Origin of the sequence: Streptomyces sp. NPDC052114 (genome assembly GCF_040680155.1) — a bacterium.
Lineage (GTDB): Bacteria > Actinomycetota > Actinomycetes > Streptomycetales > Streptomycetaceae > Streptomyces.
In genome coordinates this window covers 398,951-424,845 of sequence record NZ_JBFAWC010000003.1, presented here as the reverse complement: position 1 = coordinate 424,845, position 25,895 = coordinate 398,951, and the positions used below count along the sequence as shown (strand labels likewise).

Annotated in this window: 21 protein-coding genes and 1 pseudogene; 9 read left to right on the top strand and 13 right to left on the bottom strand. The window is 70.0% G+C overall.

Features of this window, described 5'->3' with window-relative positions; all coding sequences use genetic code 11:
* The first annotated feature begins 196 nt into the window (after positions 1 to 196).
* Positions 197 to 1,222: an ATP-dependent 6-phosphofructokinase gene (locus AB0L89_RS08790; protein WP_365136534.1), complete on the top strand. Its 1,026-nt coding sequence runs from the start codon at positions 197 to 199 to the stop codon at positions 1,220 to 1,222.
* A gap of 127 nt (positions 1,223 to 1,349) precedes the next feature.
* Here AB0L89_RS08790 and AB0L89_RS08785 read toward each other — a convergent pair whose 3' ends face one another.
* The 12 genes and pseudogenes from AB0L89_RS08785 to AB0L89_RS08730 form a co-directional block, all read right to left on the bottom strand.
* Positions 1,350 to 1,979: a helix-turn-helix transcriptional regulator gene (locus tag AB0L89_RS08785; protein ID WP_365137201.1), complete on the bottom strand. Its 630-nt coding sequence runs from the start codon at positions 1,977 to 1,979 to the stop codon at positions 1,350 to 1,352.
* A gap of 505 nt (positions 1,980 to 2,484) precedes the next feature.
* Complete coding sequence (locus tag AB0L89_RS08780) at positions 2,485 to 2,880, bottom strand: hypothetical protein (protein ID WP_365136531.1); 396 nt, start codon at positions 2,878 to 2,880, stop codon at positions 2,485 to 2,487.
* A complete protein-coding gene (locus AB0L89_RS08775) occupies positions 2,877 to 7,436 on the bottom strand; it encodes a DUF6531 domain-containing protein (RefSeq protein WP_365136528.1) in 4,560 nt (1,519 codons plus the stop codon). The genes AB0L89_RS08780 and AB0L89_RS08775 overlap by 4 nt, the downstream gene beginning before the upstream one ends.
* 105 nt (positions 7,437 to 7,541) lie before the next feature.
* Positions 7,542 to 8,198, bottom strand: a complete 657-nt coding sequence (locus AB0L89_RS08770) for a hypothetical protein (protein ID WP_365136525.1) — start codon at positions 8,196 to 8,198, stop codon at positions 7,542 to 7,544.
* A gap of 25 nt (positions 8,199 to 8,223) precedes the next feature.
* Entirely contained in the window at positions 8,224 to 10,413 is a 2,190-nt protein-coding gene (locus tag AB0L89_RS08765) for a serine/threonine-protein kinase (RefSeq protein WP_365136522.1), read from the bottom strand.
* A 63-nt stretch (positions 10,414 to 10,476) separates the two neighbouring features.
* Entirely contained in the window at positions 10,477 to 11,511 is a 1,035-nt protein-coding gene (locus AB0L89_RS08760; protein WP_365136519.1) for a hypothetical protein, read from the bottom strand.
* A complete protein-coding gene (locus AB0L89_RS08755; RefSeq protein WP_365136517.1) occupies positions 11,499 to 12,155 on the bottom strand; it encodes a hypothetical protein in 657 nt (218 codons plus the stop codon). Before AB0L89_RS08755 ends, AB0L89_RS08760 begins: the two co-directional genes overlap by 13 nt.
* Before the next feature lie 212 nt (positions 12,156 to 12,367).
* The gene (locus AB0L89_RS08750; protein ID WP_365136514.1) at positions 12,368 to 13,195 is read right to left on the bottom strand and encodes a carbohydrate ABC transporter permease; all 828 of its coding nucleotides are present in this window, start codon (positions 13,193 to 13,195) and stop codon (positions 12,368 to 12,370) included.
* Positions 13,196 to 14,083 (bottom strand): sugar ABC transporter permease, encoded by an 888-nt coding sequence (locus AB0L89_RS08745; RefSeq protein WP_365137198.1) that lies wholly within the window; start codon positions 14,081 to 14,083, stop codon positions 13,196 to 13,198.
* A 170-nt stretch (positions 14,084 to 14,253) separates the two neighbouring features.
* Positions 14,254 to 15,615 carry an extracellular solute-binding protein gene (locus AB0L89_RS08740; protein ID WP_365136511.1) on the bottom strand — a complete coding sequence of 454 codons (1,362 nt, stop codon included), beginning with the start codon at positions 15,613 to 15,615 and terminating at the stop codon, positions 14,254 to 14,256.
* Positions 15,616 to 15,856: 241 nt separating this feature from the next.
* On the bottom strand, positions 15,857 to 16,540 hold the full coding sequence (locus AB0L89_RS08735) for a response regulator (RefSeq protein ID WP_365136508.1): 684 nt from the start codon (positions 16,538 to 16,540) through the stop codon (positions 15,857 to 15,859).
* Positions 16,541 to 17,040: 500 nt separating this feature from the next.
* Positions 17,041 to 18,663, bottom strand: a pseudogene (locus tag AB0L89_RS08730) (sensor histidine kinase); the annotation flags it as partial.
* A 223-nt stretch (positions 18,664 to 18,886) separates the two neighbouring features.
* On the opposite strand from AB0L89_RS08730, the gene AB0L89_RS08725 reads away from it, so the two are divergent.
* A complete protein-coding gene (locus AB0L89_RS08725) occupies positions 18,887 to 20,299 on the top strand; it encodes a cation:dicarboxylase symporter family transporter (protein WP_365136505.1) in 1,413 nt (470 codons plus the stop codon).
* Here the strand turns inward: AB0L89_RS08725 and AB0L89_RS08720 are convergent.
* Complete coding sequence (locus AB0L89_RS08720) at positions 20,296 to 20,961, bottom strand: TetR/AcrR family transcriptional regulator (protein ID WP_365136502.1); 666 nt, start codon at positions 20,959 to 20,961, stop codon at positions 20,296 to 20,298. The two genes, AB0L89_RS08725 and AB0L89_RS08720, sit on opposite strands and share 4 nt — an antisense overlap.
* Positions 20,962 to 21,127: 166 nt before the next feature.
* Here AB0L89_RS08720 and AB0L89_RS08715 point away from each other — a divergent pair, with 166 nt between their 5' ends.
* The 7 genes from AB0L89_RS08715 to AB0L89_RS08685 all read left to right on the top strand — a co-directional run bounded on the left by AB0L89_RS08715 (position 21,128) and on the right by AB0L89_RS08685 (position 25,753).
* A complete protein-coding gene (locus tag AB0L89_RS08715) occupies positions 21,128 to 22,831 on the top strand; it encodes an MFS transporter (protein ID WP_365136499.1) in 1,704 nt (567 codons plus the stop codon).
* Between the two features lie 227 nt (positions 22,832 to 23,058).
* Entirely contained in the window at positions 23,059 to 23,286 is a 228-nt protein-coding gene (locus tag AB0L89_RS08710) for a hypothetical protein (RefSeq protein WP_365136496.1), read from the top strand.
* Between the two features lie 151 nt (positions 23,287 to 23,437).
* Positions 23,438 to 23,578 (top strand): hypothetical protein, encoded by a 141-nt coding sequence (locus AB0L89_RS08705; protein WP_365136493.1) that lies wholly within the window; start codon positions 23,438 to 23,440, stop codon positions 23,576 to 23,578.
* 50 nt (positions 23,579 to 23,628) lie between these two features.
* A complete protein-coding gene (locus tag AB0L89_RS08700) occupies positions 23,629 to 24,234 on the top strand; it encodes a dihydrofolate reductase family protein (RefSeq protein ID WP_365136490.1) in 606 nt (201 codons plus the stop codon).
* A gap of 72 nt (positions 24,235 to 24,306) precedes the next feature.
* Entirely contained in the window at positions 24,307 to 24,945 is a 639-nt protein-coding gene (locus AB0L89_RS08695; protein ID WP_365136487.1) for a DsbA family protein, read from the top strand.
* 68 nt (positions 24,946 to 25,013) lie between these two features.
* Positions 25,014 to 25,406 (top strand): MerR family transcriptional regulator, encoded by a 393-nt coding sequence (locus AB0L89_RS08690; protein ID WP_365136484.1) that lies wholly within the window; start codon positions 25,014 to 25,016, stop codon positions 25,404 to 25,406.
* Positions 25,403 to 25,753, top strand: coding sequence for a thioredoxin domain-containing protein (locus AB0L89_RS08685; RefSeq protein WP_365136482.1), 351 nt, complete (start codon positions 25,403 to 25,405; stop codon positions 25,751 to 25,753). Before AB0L89_RS08690 ends, AB0L89_RS08685 begins: the two co-directional genes overlap by 4 nt.
* Positions 25,754 to 25,895: the final 142 nt, after the last annotated feature.

Sequence of the window (25,895 nt, the reverse complement as noted above, 5' to 3'; positions counted from 1 at the left end):
CGGTGCCCCCTTGACAATACCTCTGCCGATGGCTAGGTCGCCCGCCGGACGAAAGGCCCGGTGAAGGGGGTCCCAAGGCCCCTTCCCGCTCCTCGCACGCGCATCCGTCGGACACACGTGAGCGGCGACCCCCTTGCGACCGTGGAACAATCGGACCGGCTCACAAGTACCAACAGCGAGCAGGAGACACAGCGCGATGCGTATCGGAATTCTCACCGCGGGCGGCGACTGCCCCGGCCTCAACGCAGTGATCCGGTCGGTCGTGCACCGTGCCGTGACGCACTACGGCGACGAGGTCATCGGCTTCGAGGACGGCTACGCGGGCCTGCTCGACGGGCGCTACCGCAGCCTCGACCTGAACGCGGTGAGCGGCATCCTGGCCCGCGGCGGCACGATCCTCGGCTCCTCGCGCCTGGAGCGCGCCCGCTTCCGCGCGGCCTGCGACAACGCCAAGGAACTGATCGAGAAGAGCGGCTTCGACGCGCTCATCCCGATCGGCGGCGAGGGCACCCTGACGGCGGCGCGCATGCTGTCCGACGCGGGCGTGCCGGTGGTCGGCGTCCCGAAGACCATCGACAACGACATCTCCTCCACGGACCGCACCTTCGGCTTCGACACCGCGGTGGGCGTGGCCACGGAGGCCATGGACCGCCTCAAGACCACCGCCGAGTCGCACCAGCGCGTGATGGTCGTCGAGGTCATGGGCCGCCACGCGGGCTGGATCGCCCTGGAGTCCGGCATGGCGGGCGGCGCGCACGGCATCTGCCTGCCCGAGCGGCCCTTCGACCCCTCCGACCTGGTCGCGATGGTCGAGGAGCGCTTCGCGCGCGGCAAGAAGTTCGCGGTGATCTGCGTGGCCGAGGGCGCGCACCCGCAGGACGGCACGATGGACTACGGCAAGGGCGCGATCGACCAGTTCGGCCACGAGCGCTTCCAGGGCATCGGCACGGCCCTCGCGTACGAGCTGGAGGCCCGCCTCGGCAAGGAGGCCAAGCCGGTCATCCTCGGCCACGTCCAGCGCGGCGGCACCCCCACGGCGTACGACCGCGTCCTCGCGACCCGCTTCGGCTGGCACGCGGTGGAGGCGGCGCACCGCGGCGAGTACGGCAGGATGACGGCCCTGCGCGGCACGGACATCACGATGGTCCCGCTCGCGGACGCGGTCACGGAACTGAAGACGGTGCCGAAGGACCGGATGGACGAGGCGGAGTCGGTCTTCTAGGGAAGTCGCCGGCGGGCGGTGCGCGGGCCGGGACGTCGGCCCCGCCCCGTCCGGGCCGTCCGCCACACCGGCCCCGGGCCCGACGACCCCCTGTCCCGGGACGATCGGCCCACCCCCTCCGGGACGATCAGCTCCGATTCTCCGGGACCAAGGGCCAGAAGTGCTCCAGTACGCGGTCCAGGAAGTCCCGCCCGGCCTCGCCCGAGGCGTCCGAACTGGCCCCGCCGCCCCAGCTGAGGGTGCGCGCCATCCGCGACTGATAGTCCTCGTGCATGCGCCGCAGCGCGCGCTCGACGTGCTTGCGGTCCAGGGGGAGCAGCTTGGCGACGGGCCGCACGTACCCCTGCCACCGGGTGGTCACGGCGCTGCGCAGCAGCTCGGCGAGGGGCTCGGCCCGCCCGGTCACGGTGACGAAGGCAGGCACGGAGAGTGCGAGCACCTCGGCGAGGGCGGTGGACTGGCGCTCGTTGCCGCGCCAGGCGTTGGTCTCCTCCATGCGCAGATACGCCTGGATCTCCACGCCGGCCCCCCGCGCCACGTCCTCCGGCGCGAGCCCCCGGGCGATCCGGTGCTCGCGCAAGGTACGGGCGGATCCCATGAGGTCACCGGGGGAGCACCACAACGTCGCGGCGAGCGCGCCGAGTTCGGCGGCCGAGGGCGACGAGAGCCCTCGCTCCCAGGAGGCGATGGTGTCGGCGGTGATGTACGTGAGCCCGTAACTGGCCCGCATTCCGTAGGCGACGTGCCCGGGCGCCATCCCGAGCGCCTCCCGCAGACGTCGGGCGGCGGGGAAGTCGAAGGGAGGCGTGGGCTGACTCGGCTGACTGGGGCGGCTCGGTTGCACGGGGCACACCGTAGGCGCCCCGGGGGGTGGCGACTACGGTGCGTTCCTACGAGGTTGCGGATTGGTGGGAAGGTACGGGGCCCTTCGGCAGGTCGCCGTCGCAGAACACGCAGACGAAGTAGGAGTCCTTCACGGAGTTCCATTCGTGACAGGTGGGGCAGTGGCGAAAGGTGATCGGATGCGTAAATCCGGTGCCGTCGTAGTGGATTCCCGTGTGCTCGAGGCACCGCTCGACCGCGTGCCATGACTCGAGCCCGAGGCCTCGTTCAACTCCTCCTGACCGCGAGAGGCCAGGAAGCGTTCGAGGTCCCCCGCGGACTGAATCCGCTCGCCTGCGCGGAGCGGAACTCCTGCCTTGATCTCGGGCGGTCCCACGTACCGGTACACAGGTCCCTGTGCCGTCACGTTCGGCTTGAGGCTATGCGCGTCGGCTCCACAGCACCTCGCTCCCTTCGATGCCGCCAAGGGCGTCCGGGCCACTACGCAGTGCGCTGACCTTTCGGCAGAGCACGAGGCCGGTGCCCGCCGTGCTGTGCAGGGCGATGGCGATGTGGCGGTCGCTGGCGCCGGACTCGGCAGCCAGGTCCATGAGGGCGGCACGCTCGCGGTCGTTGCCCAGGCGTACTTCAGGAGCGACGTACCGTGTGCCGATCTGGACGGCGGCCACGCCCTCGAAGTGCAGGTCGAGGCAGGTCTCGTCGTCGGCGTCCGGGGTGGCGCGCAGAAGGAGTTGGGAGTGACCCACTCCGTAGCGCCACATCCGGAAGATGCGGGACGACCGGAAGACCGCCTCGGTGATGTCGGGGCTGTTCACTGCTCTGGGCTCCTCGGTTCGAAGGGGTTGGGAACTGTGTCGCCATCTCGATACCACTTGATGCGGTCCCACGCGTGGGGAGATTCACGCGCTTGGTACAGCTCCCAATTGGTCAGACCCTCGAAGTCGTTCGCAGGATTCACGTTCTCTCCCGATCGAGCTGAGGCGACCGGGTCGCTGATCCCGTCGAGGTTGAAGTGAATGCGTGCGTTTGATCCGGGTGCGAGGTAATCCTGGTACTGCCGATGCCAGGAACTGTTGCCCGGCCAGTCGTGATAGGTGAGGGCGCCACGTTCCATGCCGAACTCGGCCAACGACATCGGATTGTCGGGCGTGCTCTCGAGGCCCAGCGCGACGTCCGTGCCGCAGTCGCCCTCCAGGCCGAGAGGGTCGGCCCAAGTATGAGGATTGTGAACGTAGGCACGATGGTTCGGGGCTGGGGTGAGGCCGAGGGGGTCCGGGCTGACATAGTGCCCGGTGTCCGGGTCGTAGTGCCGGTGGCGGTTGTAGTGGAAGCCCGTCTCGAGATCGTGGTACTGCCCTGGAAAGCGCAGGGGTGTGAAGGCTGTCGCGTCGGAGTTCCACGTGGTCCTGCCCCAAAGAGTCGATCGCGATCGCCAGGCCAGGGCGCCGTCCTCGCCCACCAGCTCGACAGGTGTCCCGATGAGATCGGTGACGACGGCGAAGAACCGGCTGTCGATCTCCTCCTGCGTCAAGGCGTCGAGGCGTCGCTCGGTCTGGGCGATCGGGTGGAGCCCCTGATGGTCCCAGGTCAGTGCGATAGGCGAGGGTAGGCCCGGAGCGGTGGTGGTCTGTTCTGCGAGCGTGTCGCCGTCCCAGGTGAAGCGGGTCTCCTCCAGCACAGTGCACTGGTCCGTGTCGAGCCGCTGCTTCGCCGTGCGCCGACCGAAGGGGTCGTAGAGGTACCGCCAGACAGTTCCGTCCGGCGTGATGACGGAGGTAAGCCGGTCTTCGGCGTCCCACTGATACCGCCAGACGTCCGGTTTGCGTGAAAGGCGTGCCCGGCGCTTGAGGACAATACGGCCCGCGGCGTCGTACGCGTACCGCACGCGTCCCGCCCGTACGAGGCTCGCGCCCTCGTACTCGCGACTGCCTTGCACGTCGGCGCCGCAATGTCGCTCGGGCCATGCGGCCTGCGTCTGGTTTCCTGCCGAGTCGTATGCGTATCCCTCCACCCAGTTGGTTGCGTGGACAGCCGTAACGCGTCCTACGGTGTCGACGTCGAATCGACTGGGACCGTTCACCAAATCCTCGACGCCGGTCAGGAATCCGTCGGCCCGGTAGCCGTAGATCCGCTGCTGGATGGGGACGTCGTCGGGCCCCATGAGCGACTGCTCGGTCAGCCTGCCGGACGTGTCCCAGACACGGGTCAAGGACAGCATCCCGCTGTTGAGCACACGCCGGGTCTCCCGGCCCACCGCGTCGTGGGTGATGTCGAAGGTACGTCCTGAGGCGACGACGGAAGTACGACGGCCAGCGGAGTCGTAGGCATAGGTGGTCCGGGCCCCGACAGGTGTCAGTCGGTCGATGCGGCGTCCGAGGGCGTCGTATGCGTACGACAGCACTCCTTGCCCACTGGATTCGGTGAGTACGCGGCCCATGGCATCCCGTGTGAAGGACACGGCGCTCTCGGGGCGCGAGGCCTTCAACAGGCGCCCCAACGGGTCGTGCTCGAAGACGGTGACGGACCCATGGGCATCCTTCGACGTGATCCGCCCCATTGCGTCGCGCTCGTATGTGATGCCCTGTCCCAACGCGTTGACCCGTGCGACGAGTTGCCCTGCGGCGTCGTGCTCGTATTGGACGCGATGGCCGTCGAAATCGGACTCAGTAGTGAGCCGTCCCGCCGCGTCGTACGCGTAATTCCACGTAAGTCCCTGCGGGTTGACGACCTTCGTCAGCCTCAGGCTCGCGTCGTGCTCGAACTCGTGGCGCGCGCCGTCCGGACCCGTCCGGGCGATCAGCAGGTCGAAGTGGGTGTACTCATAGCTGGTCCGTCCACCGGAAGGGCCGACGTGAGTGAGGCAGTTACCTTCATCGTCATACGTCCAGGCTTCTTCCGCCCCCGATGGCTCAACTCTGCGAAGGGGTTTGCCTTCCACGGTCCACCACATCCGGGTGGTGGCGTCCTCCGCATCGGTGACGCGGGTGAGCCGCCCGAAAGCGTCACGCCGTGACGTGACCGTTCCGCCGAGAGGATCACGCACCTCGATCGGGAGACCCGCCGCGTCGCAATGGAATCCGGTCACGTTGCCGTGCGGATCGGTGATCGACGTCAGCCTCCCTCCGCCGTCGTACGTGAAGGCTGTCGTGGAGCCCGAGGGGTCCGTCACATGCGTTCGGTTCCCGTGTTCGTCAAAGCATTGTCGAATCTCGGAACCGTCGGCCAGGCGCAGCAGAGTCAGGAGCCCCTGTTCGTTGTACTCTGCCTCGACCGTGCGGCCGTCCGGCCGAGTGATGCGGACGGGCCGGCCCCAGGCGTCATTGAGGAGCGCGCTGGTGCGGCCCAACGGATCCGTCTCGCCGATCAGATTGTGACGCTCGTCGTACTCATAGCGGTGGATGGACCCCAACGCGTCTATCTCGGCGACGATTTGGGATGCGTCGTTCACCATGTGGTGGGTCTCGTGGCCGTCTGCCGTGGTCACGGTGGTGACCCGTGTGCCCGGGTGGTGGGAATGCTCGCCGTCGTAAGCGATCGTCAGCTGGAAGTGGCCACCTGCCCCGCCTTCCGCGACACAGCGGTCCTTTTCGTCGTACACATATCGGTAGGAACTCTCGTTGCGGTCCACCCATGCGGTCACACGCGCGCGATCGTCGTACTCGAAGCGCAGCGGGCGGCCGGACGAGTTGAAAACTTCTGTGAGATGGCCATCTGCATAGGCGTAACGCCGGACTGTCAGATCCGAACCGCTCTCGCCCGCACCTGCCAAGGACAGGGCGGTGATCCGTCCGTCCTCGACTGTCAGGCGCAGCTGGTGGCCGGCTGAGTGACGGATCGCCACGGGGGTTCCGTATGTGTCGTACTCGAAGTCGATGGCGTGGGCATTGCGGTCCTGGACACGAGATATCACCGCAGTCCCCGCTACTGGCTTCGTGAAGCGACGCGTCAATCCGGTATGCGGGTTGAATACCTCGTAGCCACCATCATCGAGGCGATGCAAAGGCCAGGGGGAGCCAGCCTCCGGCAGCACCGAGCGCTGCGCGTCGGTGGGGTGAGGATACGAAAGGAGCTGACCATCCTCGGCGACGAAGACGATGCCTTCCCGGTCTATCTCCAGATGCTGATCGATGGTGGACGACCAGGACGGCCCGAACCACCATCCCGCCTTGTATCCCGATTCGAAGCGACGCCTGAAACCTAAGGGAAGGAGTCCTGGCAGCACGACATCTGTCTGCGGAAGGAACATCCTTCCGGTGGCGAGATCCACCGGGTCGGTGCCGCCTCTTCGTATCTTCTCCCTGAGACGGCCGTAGGCGTCCTTGGCTCCACCGGTGGCGTCGTCGAGCATGCTTCGGGCCTTGCTTCCCAGGCCGCGCAGGGAGTTGGCCATGCCTTTGAGTCCCATGGCCTTGAGACCCTTCAGCCCCTTGCCGAGTTTGGCGGCGGTGGTGAGGCCTTTCATGCCGGGGATGCAGTCGAGGGCTGCGAAGGCCACGTCCATGAGCGTGGCCTGGCCTTTCGCGTATTTGCTTAGTGTGTCAGCGAGGACGATGGCGCCCGCGACGATGACGATCGCGGCGAGGATCGGGCCGCCCACGATCATCGCGATGACGCCCACGACGGCGACGACGACCTTGCAGACGGCGACGATGGTGTCCCAGTTGTCGGAGACCCAGTCGCCGATCTCCTCCCACCACTTGCGGTTCTGGATACCGGCGTCCGACGCCTCGTCGATCTTCCGCTTGGCAGTGCCCGCCGCGTCCTGGCGGATCTTGCGGGCGTCCTCGGCCATCTTCTTCGCCGCTTCGAGGGCGCTCTGCGCGGAGTCGACGTCGCCCTGGGCGGACTTCTGGGCCTTCTCGGCGGAGGCGGCGTTGCGGGTGGCGGCCTTGACCTTGTCCGGGTCCGGCTTGGGCACATCCTTGCCGGGCTTGTCCTGATACTTGTCGGCTTCCTTGCCCGCCTTGTCCACCCAGGAGTCCGCCGAGGACAGCCGGGTCTTGGCACTGCTGAGATCGGCCTGGGCCTCGCGGCCCTTGACCAGGGCCTTGTCGGCCATGGTCTGGGCACGCTCCAGTTCCGGCCAGTACCCCGACAGCGCGTCGCCCGCCATCTCATAGCTCTTCTTGAGCTTCTTCAGCTTGCTCGGCGCGTCTTCGAACTTCTCCGTGAACGCCTCGGCCGTCTGCCCGGCCCACTGCAGGATGGCGTCCTCGCCCGCCATGCCCTTGATGTCCCGCAGGACTTTGCCCACGTCATCGGCGAAGTCATGCAGACTCCCGGCGAGCTTGCGCACCCGCTGCGGATCACCCGGCGTCGGATCCTTGTCCAGGTCCAGGACGTGCCAGTCCGACGGCCGATGGCCCCCCATGTCTCTACCCCCGTCACTTTTGCAACTTCGGTAACCGCACGCACAAGCGAAGCTATCGGATGGTGATGTCAGCCGAAAGGCGGCGCAGGCGGTTCCCGGTCTGTGTCACGTGGCCAGCAGTTCGTCCACTGCGTGTCCGTACGCGCGGAAGAGTGGGCGGGCCTCGGGGTGGGCCTGTGAGGTGGGGAGCAGGAGGCCGGCGAGGTGGGTGGTGCGCCAGATTCTGAAAGCGGTTCGTGTGGCGGCGGCAGGGGAGTTGTCGTCCGAGGCGTCGGCGAGGAGGTCCGTCGCCATGCGCAACGCCTCCGCGATCAGTTCCGCTCCCTGCGGCACGTCGGGGCCGCGGGTGATCGCTGCCTCGATCAGGGCCTGGAGGAACCGTGCGGGCTGCAGGTCCGCGGCCATGCGGCTCATCCGGCGTACGGCGTCCGGCTCTTCGAGCCGGGGCGATACCTCCTCGTACCCCGAGGACCAGAGAAGGAGGGAGGCCGCCTCCACGGGGTGCTCGCGCAGGTAGCCCAGTTCGTCGAGGATCCCCATCGCCGGTGCCCCGAAGTCACCGATCTCCTGGACCAGCTCAAGGATCCGGGCCACTTCGCCCCGCCGCGCGGCCACGAAGCCGGCCACGGAGGCGTCCGTCAGGGTCCATGTCCCCGTCGCGGCGACGGCGCCGATCTCGACGATTCCGCCCAGCGGTGCGAAGACCGAGCGGGCGAGCACACTTTCCGGGAGGGTCCACTCCGGATTTCGGTGGGGGGTCATGCGTGGTGGCTCCAGGCCGGTGCCGTCATGGGCGTGTCGGTTCGAAGGTCTTGGTCATTGTGCCGAATTCCTTCCAGCGGCCGTTCTCGCGGCGGTCGAACCACACCGGCCAGCCGCGTGCCGAGCGGCGCTTCTCGAACGAGATCTCGTGCAGGATGCCGTTCACCGAGACGTTCTGGATCTCGCGGTCCAGGGTGTGGCGCAGGGACGTCGGTGCCGTGTTCGGGGGGAGGTTCTCGAGGGCCGTCGCCAGGGCCGTCGCGCCGTCGTGGAGTTCCTGGTTGCCGCGGGCCGGGGGGTTGTCGTCCGGTTCGCCGTTGTAGTTGCGGGTGCGGATCACGTTGTCGGGGAGGCGTTTGTCATCCGCTTCCCGCGCCGACCGCTCCTCGGAGTCCGCGCAGGCTCCCTCCGGATCGGCCTGCGTGAGGATCGGGCCCTTGAAGCCGTCCGACCTGAGCTCGTTCGTCCAGACCTCCGGCGACGTGCCCGTCGGTACCACGACCGCGTCCGCCCGTGCCGCCGCGACCAGCGCGGGGATCCTCGCCGCCTTCACCTCCGACGGGTCCGCCTTCAGCGCCTCCACCGTCACCCCGCCCTTGCGCAGTGCCGTGCCGATGCCGTCCTCGCGGTTCACCCAGAGCGCGTCCTCGGCGACCAGCACCCGGCGCGCGTCCGTCTGCGAGCGGAGGTAGCCCGCCATCGCCTCGCCCTGGCGCGCGTCGTCGGCCGGGATCGCGAACGCCCCGTCGGGGTGCGCGTATTCGGTGCAGGTGCTGATCTCCGGCAGGAACGCCTCGTCCGTGTCGTGCACCCAGGAGAAGTCCGTCGTGTCGCCGATCACGGCCAGCATGTCCGGGTGTTTCGCGAGGAGTTCGCGTGAGCTGGTGTCCGGGTTCGCCGTCACCGGTACGACACGGAAGCGGCTGCCGCCCTTCGCGCCGAGCGCCTCCGTGAACGCCGACCTCACCGTGCGCAGTTGCTGTGTCGTGAACTGCCGGTGCTCCGAACGCTCGTACTCGTCGGCGCTCTTGTCGCCTCCCGCATGCCGGTAGCTGTGGGCCACGCCGATCTTGTAGACCTTGCCCCCGGCGGGCGCGCCGGGCCCGTGCGACCCGGCCTCGGCGTCGGACGCGGTCAGGGAACGTATGCCGAAACCTGCCGCCGGGATGCCCACCGCCAGGATCAGGGCCGTCGGGAGCAGAAGCCGTCTGCGGGAGGAGGCGGGGCGGCGGGGGGCGAGGAGCGCCGCCTGGGTGCTCGCCTTCGCCACGGAGCCGACCGTGTCGGCGGTGGCGGTGTTCCGCGGGTGGCTCGCGTCCCGCACTTCCTTGTCGGGCGCCGCCACCTCCGTCCGCGGCTTCGACAGGACCGGCCCTGCCTGCATCAGGCCCTCGATCCGCCCCCGCACCACCGCCGCGTCCGCCGGGCGGTCCGCCGGATCCTTGGCCAGGAGGTCGAGCACGAGCCGCTCCACCGGCTCCGTCACCTCGGCCCGCGCCCGGCTCGGGCGCAGCGGCGCGTCGTTGACGTGGTTGTACATCACGCCCGCCGCCGAGCCGGTGAACGGCGGTCGCCCGACGAGGAGTTCGTACAGGACGCAGCCCAGCGCGTAGAGGTCGGTGCGGCCGTCGCCCGGCTCCTGGCGGAACCGTTCCGGCGCCAGGTACGGCACACTCCCGAACGGCAGCTGCCCCGTCTGCGTCAGGCGCGGGTCGCCCGCCGCGCGCTCCATGAACGTCGCGATGCCGAAGTCCACGACCTTCGCGGTGCCGTCCCCCGTGATCATCACGTTGCCGGGCTTGATGTCGCGGTGCACGACGCCCGCCGCGTGCGCCACCTCCAGGGCGCGGCAGACGTCCGCCGCCCAGCGCAGCGCGTCCGCCACCGGCACGCGGACGCTCTCGCGCAGCACCTGGTCGAGCGAGCGGCCCTGCACCAGCGCCATCACCAGGTACGGGGTGCCGTCGTCCTCGCCGTGGTCGTGGACGGCGACGATGTACGGGCTGTCCAGCGCGGCCGCGGCACGCGCCTCCTGGTGGAACCGGGCGAGGAGCCGGTCCTGCTCCTCCTCGCCCGCCGACGCCGACGGCACGAACAGCTTGACCGCCACCTCGCGACCCAGGCTCGTGTCCCGCGCCCGCCAGACCTGGCCCATGCCGCCCGCGCCGATCGACGCGAGCAGCTCGTACCGGCCGTTCAGCAACCGCCCCTGCACGGTGTTCCCCCTTCGACGCCGCGACGCCGAAGATCCTGTTCGCGGCGCCGGGCCCACCCGCCGCTAGCGGTTGATCGCCTGGATCTCCTGCACCACCACGTCCTGCTCGGCCCCGAACTCGCCGTCCGGCAGCTTCTGTTCGCCGTTCACGCCGGTGCCCGTCCAGTGGATCTTCCAGGTGACCGTGGCCTTCAGCGGGAACGAACCGTCGCCCGACGAGCGCAGGTACTTCACGCCGCAGGGCGGCGTCTCCTTGGACTTGCCCTTGGCGTACGGCGCGCCGATCTTGCCGTCGACGATCTCGCAGACGCCGTCCGCGGGGTACGTCTCGGCGTCCGACGTACCCGGGTCGATCTTGAGCGAGACCGGTTCGGCGGTCGTCGTCGCCTCGATGTCCAGGACCGGGACGGAGGCCGTCACCGACACCGGCTTGAACTCCGCGCCGTCCAGCCAGGCCCAGGTGGGCAGGTTGACCTTGGTCTCCGCCTCGGGGGCCAGGGACACCTTCGTGCCGGGCACGCGGATCTCGGCGTACGCGAGCTTTGCCAGGATCTCCGGGTCGATGGCCTCGGGGACGTCGGCGGGCGGCGGGTCGCCCTGGTCGACCCAGAAGGTCTCCTTGGTGCACTTGTCCCAGCCGGGCGGGTAGGACTTGTTGGGGAACGAGGTCCACCAGTAGCCCTTGCCGGCCTTGTCCATGTTGAAGTCCTTGTACGGCTCGCCCTCGACGTAGCGCTTGCGCTGAGCCATGTCCCACTCGTGCCCGGTGGAGTCGACGGCCCAGACGGCCTCGCGCTCCTTCTTGAACTGGGCGGGCGTGTACGTCGGGCCGTACCAGCAGGGCGGCGGGCTGTAGTCGCCCGTGGGGGCGATGGCGCCGGCCTTGGCGCCGGAGCCGTTCTTGGAACGGTCGTAGACGATGCCACCGGCCTGGGCGAGCAGGGTGCCGTCCCCGCCGTCCTCGGTGGGGCCCTGGGCGTCGCCGTTGGTGGTGCCGCCGTGGCCGGTCCGCGCGGCCGCGGGCCCCGGCAGCAGCAGCGCCGCGGCCATCGCCAGGGCCCCGGCGGCGACTAGTGGTGTCCTTCTCATGGCTGGCATGTGGCATTCCCCCGGTCGGTTGTGGTCGTCTCGGTGACCCAGACGCCCTTCTCGTTCACGCGCAGTCGGCTGCTGTAGAGCACGAAGTCGTCCTTGGACGGCGCGGGGGCCTTCGCGGTCTTCCCCGTCTTGAGGTTCTTGTTGTGCGCCTTGCGCTGGTCCTCGCAGTAGACGAGGCCCGCCGTCCTGCCGCCCGTCACTTCCACCCGGGCGTTGAAGTACCGCTTCGTGCCGGTGATGCGGTCCTTGTAGTCGACGTACTCCTGGACGAACTTCTGGCTGGCCGCCGCCGCGTCGCCCTCGGAGTAGAAGCGGTACGCCTTGTGCAGCGGGTCCTGCTCCGCGATGGCCAGGTCGACGGCCTTCAGGTACTGCTCGGTATCGGCCAGGACGGCGTCCTTCTTCTTGTCGCCGGTCTTGGCCCACTCGAACGTGTACGTCAGATCCGACGGCACCTCGATCTTCGGCCGGTCCGCCACCGCCTCGGCCGGCTCGCTCGGCGGCGAGGACTTCTCCCCGCCCTGTTCCGCGCCGGCGATCTTGTCGTCGTCCTTGGACGTGTCGTCGCCGCTGCCGCAGGACGTCAGAAGCAGGGCTGCGGACGCGGTGAGCGCGGCAGTCGCGAGGCGGAGAGGGCGGTTCACTGTCGGCTCCCGGCGAAGAGGTGAGGGTCGGCGCGAGCTCAGCACGCTAGTGCGAGGCGACGCCCGATACCAGGGACACCGGACGGCACGAATGGGACGCGCGGGACGTATCTCCGCGAACTCATGTCACAGTTCTGTGTCCGAAAGACGACTACGCACATTTCGTACGGACTCTCCGTGCGCGTCACACCCGGGCCCCGCCCACGCGGCCCTCACCCCTTCACCGCCCCGCCCAGCGCGAACCCCCCGCCCAGCTTCCGTGAGACCAGGACGTACAGCAGGATCACCGGCGTCGAGTACAGCAGCGAGAACGCCGCCAGTTGGCCGTACACCACCGTGCCCTTGTTGCCGAAGAAGTCGTTGATGCTGACCGACGCGGGCAACTGCTCCGGGCTCAGGAGCAGCATGAAGGGGACGAAGAAGTTCCCCCACATCATGACGAACGCGAAGACCGTCACCACGGCGACGCCCGGCCCCATCAGCGGCAGCACGACGCGGATCAGCGACTGGAACGACGACGCGCCGTCCGTCCACGCCGCCTCCTCCAGCTCCTTGGGCACGCCGTCCATGAAGTTCTTCATCAGCCAGATGGCGAACGGCAGCTGGGACGCGGCGAAGAAGAAGATCGTGCCCTGCATCGTGTCGATCAGGTCGACCTGCACGAACAGCGCGTACACGGGGACCATGATCGCCGTGATCGGCAGGCTCGTCGCGAACAGGATGGTCAGGAGGAAGGGCCGGTTGAGGCGGGACTTGTAGCGGGAGAGCGGATACGCGGCCAGCGCGGCGCAGACCACCGTCAGGAGGGTCCCGCCCCCGCACAGCAGCAGGCTGTTCAGCATGGGCGTGAACGTGATCTCGTCGGTGAGGACCGCGTCGAAGTTGTCCAGGGTGACGCCGTCGGGCACCTTCACGCCGAGGTCCGCGTGGGGGTCGAGCGCGGAGAGCAGCACCCAGGCGAGCGGCAGCACGAAGGCGGCGGCCACCACCAGGAGGCCCAGGTCCGCGGCGAGCCTGCGTCGGTTCTCACGGGCTGACACTCAGACCTCCGTGCGCAGCAGGCGCATGTAGACGAGCGAGAAGAGCGAGCCGACCAGCAGGAGCAGCAGCGCCACGGCGGTGCCGTAGCCGATCATGCTCTTCTGGAAGGCCTGCTCGTACATGAACAGCGGCAGCGTCTGGCTGCGGTCTCCGGGGCCGCCGCGCGTCATCACCCAGATCAGACCGAAGACGGAGAGCGTCTGCAGGGTGTTCAGCATGAGGTTCGTGCCGATCGAGCGGCGGATCATCGGCAGCGTGATGTGCCACATGCGGCGCCAGCCGCTCGCGCCGTCCACTTCGGCGGCCTCGGTGATCTCCTTGGGGATCTCGTTGAGGGCGGCGGAGTAGACGAGCATCGAGAAGGCCGTTCCCCGCCAGACGTTCGCGAACGACACCGCGAGGATGGGGAGGGTGAACAGCCAGTTCTGGGACGGGAGATGGAGGAAGTCGAGGACGGCGTTGAGGGTGCCCTCGCGGCGGAAGAACGCGTAGAGGAGGAAGCCCGCGACGACCTCCGGCAGCACCCAGGCCGTCACCACGATCGCGCCCGTGAGGGTGCGGACCGGCTTGGAGGCGCGCTGCATGAGGGAGGCGAGCGCCAGGCCCAGCGTGTTCTGGCCGATGATCGAGGACAGGACCGTGAAGACGAGGGTGAGCCAGACGGCGTTGAGGAAGTCCTCGTCCCCGAAGGCCGTACGGAAGTTCTCCAGGCCCACGAAGCTCGACTCGGCCTGGCCGGTGAGCTGGAGGTCGGTGAAGGCGATGTACGCGCAGTAGCCGATCGGGCCCGCGAGGAACAGCACGAGCAGGACGACGGCGGGGGAGACGGGCAGGGCGCGCAGCAGGCTCCGGCGGGCCCTGGCCCGCGGGCCGGGCGGCCGGGACACCGGCCCCGGCGACGTCTTGGCGACGCCGGGGCCCACAGGGGGTGCGGTAGTCACGTGCGGCACTCGCTCTCTGTCGCCCAAGGGCTCTGCCGCCCAAGGGCTCTGTTGCCCCAGGGCTCTGTTTCCAGGAGCAGGCCACCAGGGGCCCGCGAACGGGCCCGCCGGGGGCGCTACTTATCGGTGACCGCGCCGTCCGTCGCCGCCGACACCTCTTCGTCGTAGCCGCTCGCCGCCTTCTCCACCGAGGCGTCGCCCGTGGTCACCGACTCCATCGCCTCCTGGATCGCCGTGGAGACCTTCGGATACGCGGGGTAGGCGGGCCGGTAGTGCGTCGTGGCGACCAGGTCCGTGAAGAACTTCAGGCCGGGCTGGGCCTTGATGTACGACGGGTCGGCCGCGACGTCCTTGCGGACCGCGATGCCCGAGTTGGCGATGTACCACTTCTTGGCGTTCGCCTTCGTCTGCATCGTCTTGATGAACTCGAAGGCCAGGTCGGGGTTGCCCGCCTTGGCGGGGACCGCCCAGGTCCAGCCGCCGGACATGCTCACCTTGCCGGGCGCCGCGCCGTGCTGCGTCGGCATGGGCGCGAGGCCCAGCTTGTCCGACCACTCGGGCCACTCGTGGCCCGCGCCCTTGCCCCAGTCCTGCGGCAGCCAGGAGCCGTCGAGGTTGATGCCGAGCTCGTCCTTCGGCAGCAGCTCACCGCGCACGCGGGTGGCGAAGTTGGGGTCGAGCGCGTCCGAGACGTCCGGGCCGAGCTTCTCCTTGTAGACCGTCTCCACGAACGACAGGGAGTCCTTGAAACCCTTGCTCCCTGTGACCCACTTCTTCGACTTCGGGTCGTAGAGGGGGTCCTTGCCCGTGCCGTACGCGAGCATCTGGAAGCCCTGCATGGAGGCCGCCTCACCGGCCGGCTTGCCCGTGTAGACGTTGAGCGGGGTGACGCCGGGGACCTTCTCCTTGATGGTGCGGGCGGCGTCGAGGACCTCGTTCCAGTCCTTGGGCCGCCAATTCGCGGGCAGGCCCGCCTTCTTGAAGATCGCCTTGCTGTACCAGAGGCCGCGGGTGTCCGTGCCGTCCGGCACGCCGTACGTCTTGCCGTCGTCGGCCTTCGCCGCCGTCTTGGCGGTGTCGATGAACTGGTCCCAGTCCTGCCACTTGTCCAGATACGGGTCCAGTGGCTTCAAGTACCCGCTGGTGATGTCCGAGTTGATGAGGAAGGTGTCCTCGTAGACGAGGTCGGGCGCGGTCTTCGGGGAGCGCAGCATCTGCTGGAGCTTGGTGTAGTACTCCGAGTCCGGCGCCTTGATCGGCACCAGTTTGACCTTCTTGCCGGGGTGTTCCTTCTCGAACTGCTTCTTGATGTCCGCCAGATAGGTGTCCATGACCCTGATCTGGTTGTCCGTGGACTGCTTGAAGGAGACCTTCACGGTGTCGGGGTCGTCGCCGGAGCCGCCGCCGCACGCGGTGAGGGTGCCGGCGGCGAGCAGGGTGGCGGCGGCGAGGAGCAGAGGGGTGGTGGTGGGGCGCACGGGCACGACCTCCTACGGGCCGACGCGGCGGGTCGCGACGCGGAGCTGCGAAGCGGGGCTGCGTAGCGGGCTGCCCGGTGAACGTAAGGGCGCGTTCCGAGCAAGGTCAATGCCCGTGCGGCGGCTGGGCGTTGATGCTTGTCATCAACGTGACAACGTTGTTATCGGGCGTACGTTGATGAGGCCCCCGGGGCGGGAAAGGGGGGTCCGCCCCGCCCGCGCGACGCGGGCCGGTCGGGGCTCAGTCGCCCGAGGCGAGCCAGCGGTAGACCAGTTCGGGGCGGCCGACGTGACCGTACTGCGGGCTGCGGGCCGCGCGGGCCGTGTCGACGAGGTGCTCCAGGTAGCGGCGCGCGGTGATCCGGGACAGGCCCGCCGACTGGGCGGCCGCGGCGGCGGTCAGGCCCTCGGGGGCGGCGCGCAGGGTGCGGATGACGCGCTCCAGGGTGGGGCCGCTGAGGCCCTTGGGGAGGGCGGCGGGGCCCGGGGCGCGCAGGGTGGCCAGCGCGCGGTCGACCTCGTCCTGGCCGGTGGCTTCGCCGTCGGCGGCGGCGGTGCGGAACTCCGCGTAGCGGGTGAGGCGGTCGCGGAGGGTGGCGAAGGTGAAGGGCTTCAGGACGTACTGGACGACGCCGAGGGAGACGCCCTCGCGGACGACCGCCAGGTCGCGGGCCGACGTCACCGCGATCACGTCCGTGGGGTTGCCCGCGGCGCGCAGGGAGCGGGCCAGCTGGAGTCCGTGGCCGTCGGGGAGGTGGAGGTCCAGGAGGATCAGGTCGACCGGGGTGCGGTCGAGGGCGCGGCGGGCCTCGGCGGCGGAGTGGGCGGGGCGGGGGAGGGCCTCGAAGCCGGGGACTCTGTTGACGTAGAGGACGTGGGCGTCGGCCGCGACGGGGTCGTCCTCGACTACGAGTACGCGGATCACTGGGGGCCTCCCGGGCCGGTGCGGTTCGCCCGGGGCGGGCGGGTGCCCGTGCCTTCGTCGGCGCCGTCGTCATCGGTACTCGGCGCCGGGGTGTCGCTCGTGCTTCGGCCGGTGCCTCCCGTGCCGGGGCCCGGCACCGGGGCTGCGCCCGTGCTTCGGCCGGCGCCGTCGTCATCGGTCCCCGGCACCGGGGTGTCGCCCATGCTTCGGTCGGCGCCGTCCTCACCGGTACCCGGCACCGGGGGCTGTGCCCACCCGTTCCGCCTTGCGGAACGCCTGCCCACAGCGGGAGCGGGCTGGTTGCCCTCAGCGGGAGCTGGCCGCCTGCCCTCAGCGGGAGTGGGCTGGTTGCCCTCAGTGGGAGTGGGCCCGCTGCCCTCAGCGGGAGCGGGCTGGTTGCCCTCAGCAGGAGCGGGCCGCCTGCCCACAGCGAGAGGGGAACGCTTGCCCACAGCAGGAGCGGGTCGGCTGCCCGTGCCGCGGGGCGTCTCTGTCGTCGTCAAGGTCACCTCGAATTCCGCGCCTCCCTCCGGGGATTCTCGTACCGTCAGGGCGCCGCCGTTGCGTGTCACCGTCTGGTGGACCAGGGAGAGGCCGAGGCCCCGGCCCGTCGGGGCCTTGGTGGACCAGCCCCGTTCGAAGACCGCGTCCCGGCGCGCGGGGTCGACCCCGGGACCCGTGTCCGAGACGCGCAGGAGGAGGCCCGCCTCGTCCGCCCGCGCCGTCACCGTGACGCGGGCCGACGGCGAGCCCTGGGCCGCGTCGACCGCGTTGTCGATGAGGTTGCCGAGGACCGTCACCAGGTCGCGGGCCGGCAGGGACGCCGGGAGCATGCCGTCGTCGATGCTGCTGTCGTCGGAGACGACCAGCTCCACACCGTGCTCGTTGGCCTGCGCCGCCTTGCCGAGGAGGAGCGCGGCGAGGACCGGTTCGCTGACCGCGGCGACCACCTGGTCGGTCAGGGCCTGCGCCAGTTCCAGTTCCGCCGTGGCGAAGTCGACGGCCTCGTCCGCGCGGCCGAGTTCGATGAGGGACACCACCGTGTGGAGCCGGTTCGCGGCCTCGTGGGCCTGCGAGCGCAGCGCCCGGGTGAAGCCCCGCTCGGAGTCCAGTTCGCCGGTCAGCGCCTGCAGTTCGGTGTGGTCGCGCAGGGTCACCACCGTGCCCCGGCGCTCGCCGCCCGACACGGGCGAGGTGTTGACGACCACCACGCGGTCGGCGGTCAGATGGAGTTCGTCGACCCGCTGCTCGGCCGCGAGCAGGGCGCCGGTCAGGGGCGCGGGAAGGCCGAGTTCGGCGACGTTGCGGCCGATGACCGGGCCCTCGGGGACGCCGAGCAGCTCGCGTCCCGCGTCGTTGATCAGCGCGATCCGCCGCTGGCCGTCCAGCATCAGCAGCCCCTCGCGCACCGCGTGCAGCGCCGCCTCGTGGTAGTCGTGCATCCGGCTCAGCTCGGCGGCGTTCATGCCGTGCGTGCTGCGGCGCAGGCGCGCGTTGATGACGTACGTACCGATGCCGCCGAGCACGAGCGCCGCCGCCGCGACCCCGAGCAGGGCGAGGAGCTGGCCGCGCGCCTTGGCGCTGATCTCCTCGACGGTGATGCCGGCGCTGACCAGGCCGATGACGCGGTCGTCCGGGTCGACGCGGTCGTCCGCGCCCCCGCCGTCGGCCCAGATCGGCGTGACCACCCGTACCGACGGGCCGAGCGTCCCCGTGTACGTCTCGGCGAACGTCCGGCCGCGCAGCGCCTCCGCCCGGTGGCCGAGGAAGCGCTCGCCGATGCGCCGCTCGTCGGGGTGGGTCCAGCGGATGCCGCGCGGGTCCATGATCGTGACGAAGTCGACGCCGGTGTGCTTCTGCACCCGGCTCGCGTAGGGCTGGAGCCGCTTCGAGGGGTCGGCGCCGCGAATGGCCTCCCGTACGGAAGGGGAGTCCGCGACCGCCCGCGCCGCCGCGGTCGCCTGTCGGCGCGCGCTCTCCTCGGCCTGGTGCTTGTCGCTGAGGTACGTGAAGAGCGCGCACCCGGCGACCACCACCGTGACCAGCACGATCTGCATCGCGAAGAGCTGGCCCGCCAGGCTGCGCGGCAGCCGGCGAGGGCGGGACGGAGGGGTGCGGGACATGGTGTCAGTCTGCCTCGTCGTATAAGTGCGAACTAAATGAACGCAAGGGTGACCGCCCTCACAGCGCGGGAGATAGTCGCCGGGATCGCCCGGGCACCGAGCCCGGGGATCGCCCAGGCACCGGGCCGGCCGACGCGCCGGGTCGCGAGCCGATCGCCCAGGACGTGAGCCGCACGCGCTACGGGCACCACAACGCCGACGTCGTCGTTCAAGGAGGTCCCCCGTGACCAGCACGGCCGACCCACAAGCCGCACCCGCAGCCAGGCGGGACCGGACGCACTACCTCTACATCGCCGTCATCGGCGCCGTGCTGCTCGGCATCGCCGTCGGCTTCATCTGGCCCGACTTCGCCAAGGAACTGAAGCCGATCGGCACCGGCTTCGTGAACCTGATCAAGATGATGATCTCGCCGATCATCTTCTGCACGATCGTCCTCGGCGTCGGCTCGGTGCGCAAGGCCGCCAAGGTCGGCAAGGTGGGCGGCCTCGCGCTCGCCTACTTCATGGCGATGTCCGTCGTCGCCCTCGCCATCGGCCTCGTCGTCGGCAACATCCTGCACCCGGGCTCGGGCATGGACATCACCGAGTCCGAGAAGGGCGTGGGCCACGACGCGGCCGACGAGGCGGACAAGGGCCTCGTCGACTTCGTGCTCGGCATCATCCCCAAGACCCTCGTCTCCGCCTTCACCCAGGGCGAGGTGCTGCAGACGCTGCTCGTCGCGCTGCTCGTGGGCTTCGCCCTGCAGGCCATGGGCCGCGCCGGGGAGCCGGTGCTGCGCGGCATCGAGCACATCCAGAAGCTGGTCTTCCGGGTCCTTTCGATGATCATGTGGGCCGCCCCGGTGGGCGCGTTCGGCGCGATGGCGGCCGTCATCGGCGAGACCGGCCTCGACGCGCTCAAGGCGCTCGCGACGATCATGATCGGCTTCTACGTCACCTGTGCGCTGTTCATCGTGATCGTGCTCGGCACGCTGGTGCGCCTGGTGGCCGGCGTGAACCTCTTCCAGCTGCTCAAGTACCTGGGCCGCGAGTTCCTGCTGATCCTCTCCACCTCCTCGTCCGAGTCCGCGCTGCCGCGGCTCATCGCGAAGATGGAGCACCTGGGGGTCAGCCGTCCGGTCGTCGGCATCACCGTCCCGACCGGGTACTCCTTCAACCTCGACGGCACGATGATCTACCTGACCATGGCCTCGCTCTTCATCGCGGACGCCATGGACCAGCCGCTCGGCGTCGGCGAGCAGATCTCGCTGCTGCTCTTCATGATGATCGCGTCCAAGGGCGCGGCGGGCGTGTCCGGTTCCGGCATCGCGGTCCTCGCCAGCGGCCTGCAGTCGCACAAGCCCGCGCTGGTCGACGGCGTCGGCCTGATCATCGGCGTCGACCGCTTCATGAGCGAGGCGCGCGCCCTCACCAACTTCGCGGGCAACGCCGTCGCCACACTGCTGATCGGTACGTGGACCAAGGAGGTCGACAAGGAGCGGGTGTCGGCGGTCCTCGCCGGTCGACTGCCCTTCGACGAGCGGACGCTGGTGGACGACGGGCACGGGCCGTCGTCGCGGGGCGAGGGCGAGGACGGCGAGGGTGCGGACGCCGTGCCGGAACAGGCCGGTGCGGACAAGAAGTCGCTGACGGCCTAGCGGCCCTCGGTACCGTCGCCGGGCGTTCCGCGCTCGGCGACCCTCGTCACCAGCTCGGTGGCTTCTGAGGCGGGCAGGCCCGTCGCGGTCAGAAACGTGATCGCGGTGGACCTGCCCGCCTCATCCGCTTCCAGGACGCCGTCGTTGACGGCCTCCATCACGGCGAACAGCACCCCTTCGAGGACGTAGCTCATCGCGCGCGGCGGCAGCGGGGACACGAACGTGCCGTCGTCCAGGCCGCGCTGGAAGATCTCCACGCCGGCGGCGTGGACGGCGCCGAGGCGCTCGCGGATGCCGCCCATCGTGACGCTGCGCTGGGCCAGGGAGAGCAGCAGGCGGTAGCGGTCGGCGACCTCCCAGACCGCGAGCAGCGAACCGGCGACCGCCTCGGCGGGGTCGTCGGCGCCCTCGCGCCCCTTGGCGTGCGCGGTCTCCACGGCCTCGATGGCCCGGTCCACGATGGCGCCCACCAGCGCGTCCCGGCTGGGGAAGTGGCCGTACACCGTGCGGCGCACGACCCCCGCGGCGCGCGCGATCTGGTCCATGGACGCGTCGGGGTCCCGCAGCAGCTCGGTGACGGCGACGTCGAGGATGCGGCGGCGGTTGGCGTCGGCTCTGCCGCTCGCGGGCGCGGAGGCGGGTGCGGGGCGCGGGGTGCTCATGCCTCTCATTCTGCTGATCATTCGGCTCACGTGGTCAATTTGCACAACGTTGTGCAAGGAAGTAATTTGCACATCATTGTGTAGTTGCACAGCGATGTGCAAGTGAATGGTGTACGTGGACGGGCGCGCCCCGGGCGCGGACCCGATGTGAGGAGTGAGGGCCTCGATGTCTCTGGTGATCAAGGAGCCGGTCGAGCGGATGGACCGGCCGTACGCACGCCGCTGGTGGGCGCTGGGCGTGCTCTGCCTGAGTCTGCTGATCATCGTGATGGCGAACACGGCGCTGACCGTGGCCGCCCCCGACATGACCAAGGACCTCGGCCTCTCCAGCTCCGACCTCCAGTGGGTCATCGACGGGTACACCGTCCCCTATGCCGCGCTGATGCTGCTGCTCGGCGCCATCGGCGACAAGTACAGCCGCCGCGGCGCGCTCGTCCTCGGCCTCGTCGTCTTCGGCGGCGGCGCGGTCGCGGGCTCGCTGGTCGACAGCTCGGGCGGGGTCATCGCGGCCCGCGCCGTGATGGGCTTCGGCGCGGCGATGATCATGCCGGCGACGCTGTCGCTGCTCGCCGCGACGTTCCCGAAGGCCGAGCGGGCCAAGGCCATCGTGCTGTGGACCGCCACCGCGGGGCTCGCGATCGCCGCGGGTCCGCTGGTCGCGGGCGCGCTCCTGGAGAACCACGGGTGGGCGTCGACCTTCCTGATCAACGTGCCGATCGCCGCGGTCGCCATCGTCGGCGCCCTCGTGCTCGTGCCGCCGTCCAAGGCCGGTCACGGCAACCGGATCGACTACGTCGGCGGCGCGCTCTCCGTCGTCTGGACCGGCGCGCTGGTCTACATGATCATCCAGGGGCCGCACTTCGGCTGGGACGCCAAGGCGGTCTCGGCGGCGGTCGTCGCGGGCGCGGGCCTGCTGGCCTTCATCGCCTGGGAACTGCGCCACCCGCACCCGATCCTGGACGTCCGCCGCTTCCTCGACCGCCGCTTCGCGGGCTCGAACCTCGCGGTGGCGCTGTTCTTCCTCGCGGTCTTCGGCGCGTTCTACTACCTCACGCAGCACCTCCAGTTCGTCCTCGGCTACAACCCGCTGGAGACGGGCGTGCGCATGCTGCCGCTCGCGGGCGCGGTCTTCGTCGGCTCGGCGCTGACCGGCTACCTCACGCCGCGCGTCGGCATGAAGATCACGGTGACGGCGGGCATGGTCGCGGGCACGGTGGCGCTCGCGCTGCTCACGCAGGTCGACGCGGGTTCCTCGTACGGGGACTTCGTCGCCCCGCTGATCGTCCTCGGCCTCGCCATCGGCCTCGCGCTCTCGCCCTGCACGGACGCGATCATGGGTGCGTTCCCGGAGTCGGAGCTGGGCGTCGGCGGCGCGGTCAACGACACGTCGCTGGAGCTGGGCGGCTCGCTCGGCATCGCCATCCTCGGCTCGGTGCTTGCGAGTTCGTACTCCTCGGAGCTGTCGGACGCGGCATCCGCCTCCGGTGCGAAGCTGCCGGCCGGCACGCTGGAGACCGCGCAGGACTCGGTCGGCGCGGGGTACGCGGTGGCCCAGGGCATCGGCGACCAGGCGCGCGAGGTCGCGGCGAAGGCCGCGCGGGCGGGCTCGCCCGAGCAGGCGGCCCAGCTCAAGACCCAGGCCGAGCAACTCGCCCAGGGCGCGGGCAGGATGGCCGACGCGGTCGGCTCCGCGTTCTCGGACGCGGTGGCCCACACGAGCCTGATCGGCGCCGGGATCCTGGGCGTGGGAACGGTGCTGGTGGCGGTGCTGCTGCCGCGGAAGAAGCGGGACGGGACTGCCGCGGAGTCCGGCGGAACCGAGCGGACCACGACCGAGGACCGCACGCGCGAGCCGCAGCCGCAGCACTGACCCGGCGCCACCACGCCTGGTGCTGAACACCTTCTGATCAGGCACGAATCCGACGGCCGGACCGCCCCGCGTACGGGGCGGTCCGGCCGTCGGTCGTGGTGCGGCGGTTGCGCGTGGTGCGGCTCGAACTCCGGGCACGGTCGGCCAGGAAGCCGTCGGCGCCGGTCGATTAGCCTCCTTCGTAGGCGTCTGACCGGCGCCGATGGCTGTGGGGGAAGGGGAGGGCCATGGCGCCCGGACCGGTGCGTGCCGCCATTGGGGGGACGTGGATCAACTGCCAGGTCTGCCAGGGGGACCTGTTCCGTGAGCGGGACGTGAAGCTGAACAGCTTCGGCATGGAGTTCATGAAGATGGCCTGGGCGGACGAGTCCGCCACCGGGCTGATCTGCTGGCGGTGCGGGTACGTGCACCTCTTCGTGAACCGGGAGATGTCCCTGTACTGGGCCGACACGTAAGGGGCGGGCGTCGGCCGGGCGGGCCCTGCGCGTCGCGGGGAAGCCGCGCTCGGGAAGTCCGAGGAAAAGCGTTGACACCACTCCAGGTGAAGTACTACGTTCTAACCACTCCAAGCAGAGTACAACGATCACCGTGATTCCAAGGAGCTCGATGCGAAACCCGAAGCAGTTCCGCGCCCCGTCCGCCCTCCAGGCCCGGACCGCGCAGCACCACCGGTCGTTCCCGCAGCCCGCCAAGCCCCGCTCGGTGCCGCGGCCGCGGCCGCTCCCCAAGCCGGGGAACCGCAGCTGACCGTCCGTCCCGCCGCCCTTCCGACCGACCGCCACCCTCAAGGAGCCCCCATGCGAAAGCTCGTCTACTTCATCGCCGTCAGCCTCGACGGGTTCATCGCCGGTCCCGACGGCTCCGACCCCACCGGCCCCGACGGCTTCTGGCCGGTCGGTCAGGACTACCTCCAGCAGCTGGTCGGGCAGTATCCGGAGACCCTGCCGGGGCCGGCCCGCGAGGCCCTCGGCATCACCGCCGAGGGGACCCACTTCGACACGATCCTCGAGGGCCGCAGGACGTACATGATCGGCGTCGACGCCGGAGTCCCCGACTGCTACCCGCACTTGAGGCACATCGTCTTCTCCCGCACCCTCACCGAGAGCCCCGCCCCCGCCGTCGAACTGGTCGCCACCGACCCGGTCGAGCGGGTGCGCGAGCTGAAGCGCGAGGAGGGCAAGGACATCTGGCTGTGCGGCGGCGGCGAACTCGCCGGGGCGCTGCGCGGTGAGATCGACCGGCTCATCGTCAAGCTCGGCCCGCTGACGCTCGGTTCGGGTACGCCGCTGTTCTCGGCCAAGACGGCCTTCGACCCGGTGACGTACGAGCGGACGGACGCCGTCCTCCTCGACAGCGGCACCGTCTTCCTCACCTATGACAAGCGCACCGAGGACGCCGAGTAGTCCTGTAGTGGTGGGCGCGCGTCGCGTCAACGGCTGTGGTGCGTCAACTTGCCGAAGGCGTACGGTGGTTGGGTGAACGCCTCCGCCGCATCCGCTGCCACGTCCGCCCCTCGCGGAGCGGGCGTCGACTTCTGGTTCGACCCGGTCTGTCCGTACACCTGGATCACCTCGCGCTGGCTCCGCGAGGTCGAGCGGGTGCGCGGCGTCGAGGTGCGCTGGCGCGTGATGAGCCTGGCCGTGCTCAACGAAGGCCTCGCCGTGGACCCGGAGGATCCCGAGGGGCTCTACGGGGAGTACATGAAGGCGCACGGCCGGGTCTGCGCCGCCGTGCGCGAGCGGCACGGCAACGAAGCGCTCGGCCGCTACTTCGACGCCCTCGGGCGGCACCTCCACGAGCGGCAGGACTGGTCGGGCATGACGGCCGCGCTCGCCGAGGCGGGGCTCCCGGCGCGGCTGCAGTCCGTGGCGATGACCTCGGAGTACGACCCCGTGGTCCGGGCCTCGCACGACGCGGGGATCGCGCTGGTCGGCACCGACGTCGGCACGCCGGTGCTCTCCGTCGACGGCGTCGGGGCGCTGTTCGGCCCCGTCGTGTCACCGGCGCCCCGGGGCGAGGCGGCGGGCCGCCTGTGGGACGGCGTGGTCCTGCTGGCCGGGACCCGGTCCTTCTGCGAGCTCCGGCGGCCGTACGGAGCGCCGGATCCCGGCTGACGCCCGCGCGCGACCGCCCCGGGAAATCCTCTGGCCTTGACGTGGGCGTCAAGGATTACCGTCGTGGCATGCGAATCGGCGAGCTCGCGGCGCGCGCGGGGACGACCACGCGGACGCTGCGCTACTACGAGTCCCGCGGGCTGCTCCCCGCGCGGCGCACCGGAAACGGCTACCGCACGTACGACGAGGACGACCTGCGGCTCCTGGAGCAGATCCGGGTGCTCCAGGACTTCGGGTTCGACCTGGAGGAGACGCGCCCCTTCGTGGAGTGTCTGCGCTCCGGTCACCCGGAGGGCGACTCGTGCCCCGCGTCGCTCGCCGTGTACCGCCGCAAGCTCACCGAACTGGACGCGCTGATCGGCCAGTTGAACGCGGTGCGCGAGCAGGTCGGCGCGCAGCTGGTGCGCGCCGAGGCGGCGCTCGAAGGCGGCCCGGAGCCGCGGTGCGAACTGACGGGATGAGGAGTGTGACGGCAGTGAAGGCAGCAGGCGTGGCCGAGGTGACGGACGCCGATTTCGAGGGGGAGGTGCTGCGGGAGGCCGGCCGTCCGGTGCTCGTGGAGTTCACGGCGGACTGGTGCGGCCCGTGCCGGCAGCTCGCCCCGGTGCTCAGCGAGCTGGCGCGCGAGGAGGCGGAGCGCGTCAAGATCGTGCAGCTGGACGTGGACCGCAGTCCGGGGACCGCGATCGCGTACGAGGTGCTCGCGGCGCCGACCATGATCGTGTTCCGCGACGGTGAGCCGGTGAAGCAGATGGTGGGCGCGCGGGCCAAGCGCAGGCTCCTGGAGGAACTGGCCGACGTGATCTGAGGGACCGCCCCCACCGAGCCGGAGAATCAAGAGAAAAGCCCCGGGCGAATTGACGCCCGGGGCTTTTCTCTGCGTATATTGGATTCTTTCGCGGAGCTCTGACCATTTGAACATGGGAGCATCGCGGAAAGATTCAACAAGA

Bases quoted from the DNA above. Each gene is read 5' to 3' on its own strand.
- AB0L89_RS08790 (WP_365136534.1), top strand. From the start codon at position 197: ATGCGTATCGGAATTCTCACCGCGGGCGGCGACTGCCCCGGCCTCAAC.
- AB0L89_RS08785 (WP_365137201.1), bottom strand. From the start codon at position 1,979: ATGGCGCCCGGGCACGTCGCCTACGGAATGCGGGCCAGTTACGGGCTC.
- AB0L89_RS08775 (WP_365136528.1), bottom strand. From the start codon at position 7,436: ATGGGGGGCCATCGGCCGTCGGACTGGCACGTCCTGGACCTGGACAAG.
- AB0L89_RS08770 (WP_365136525.1), bottom strand. From the start codon at position 8,198: ATGACCCCCCACCGAAATCCGGAGTGGACCCTCCCGGAAAGTGTGCTC.
- AB0L89_RS08760 (WP_365136519.1), bottom strand. From the start codon at position 11,511: ATGCCAGCCATGAGAAGGACACCACTAGTCGCCGCCGGGGCCCTGGCG.
- AB0L89_RS08720 (WP_365136502.1), bottom strand. From the start codon at position 20,961: ATGAGCACCCCGCGCCCCGCACCCGCCTCCGCGCCCGCGAGCGGCAGA.
- AB0L89_RS08715 (WP_365136499.1), top strand. From the start codon at position 21,128: ATGTCTCTGGTGATCAAGGAGCCGGTCGAGCGGATGGACCGGCCGTAC.
- AB0L89_RS08710 (WP_365136496.1), top strand. From the start codon at position 23,059: ATGGCGCCCGGACCGGTGCGTGCCGCCATTGGGGGGACGTGGATCAAC.
- AB0L89_RS08705 (WP_365136493.1), top strand. From the start codon at position 23,438: ATGCGAAACCCGAAGCAGTTCCGCGCCCCGTCCGCCCTCCAGGCCCGG.
- AB0L89_RS08700 (WP_365136490.1), top strand. From the start codon at position 23,629: ATGCGAAAGCTCGTCTACTTCATCGCCGTCAGCCTCGACGGGTTCATC.
- AB0L89_RS08690 (WP_365136484.1), top strand. From the start codon at position 25,014: ATGCGAATCGGCGAGCTCGCGGCGCGCGCGGGGACGACCACGCGGACG.
- AB0L89_RS08685 (WP_365136482.1), top strand. From the start codon at position 25,403: ATGAGGAGTGTGACGGCAGTGAAGGCAGCAGGCGTGGCCGAGGTGACG.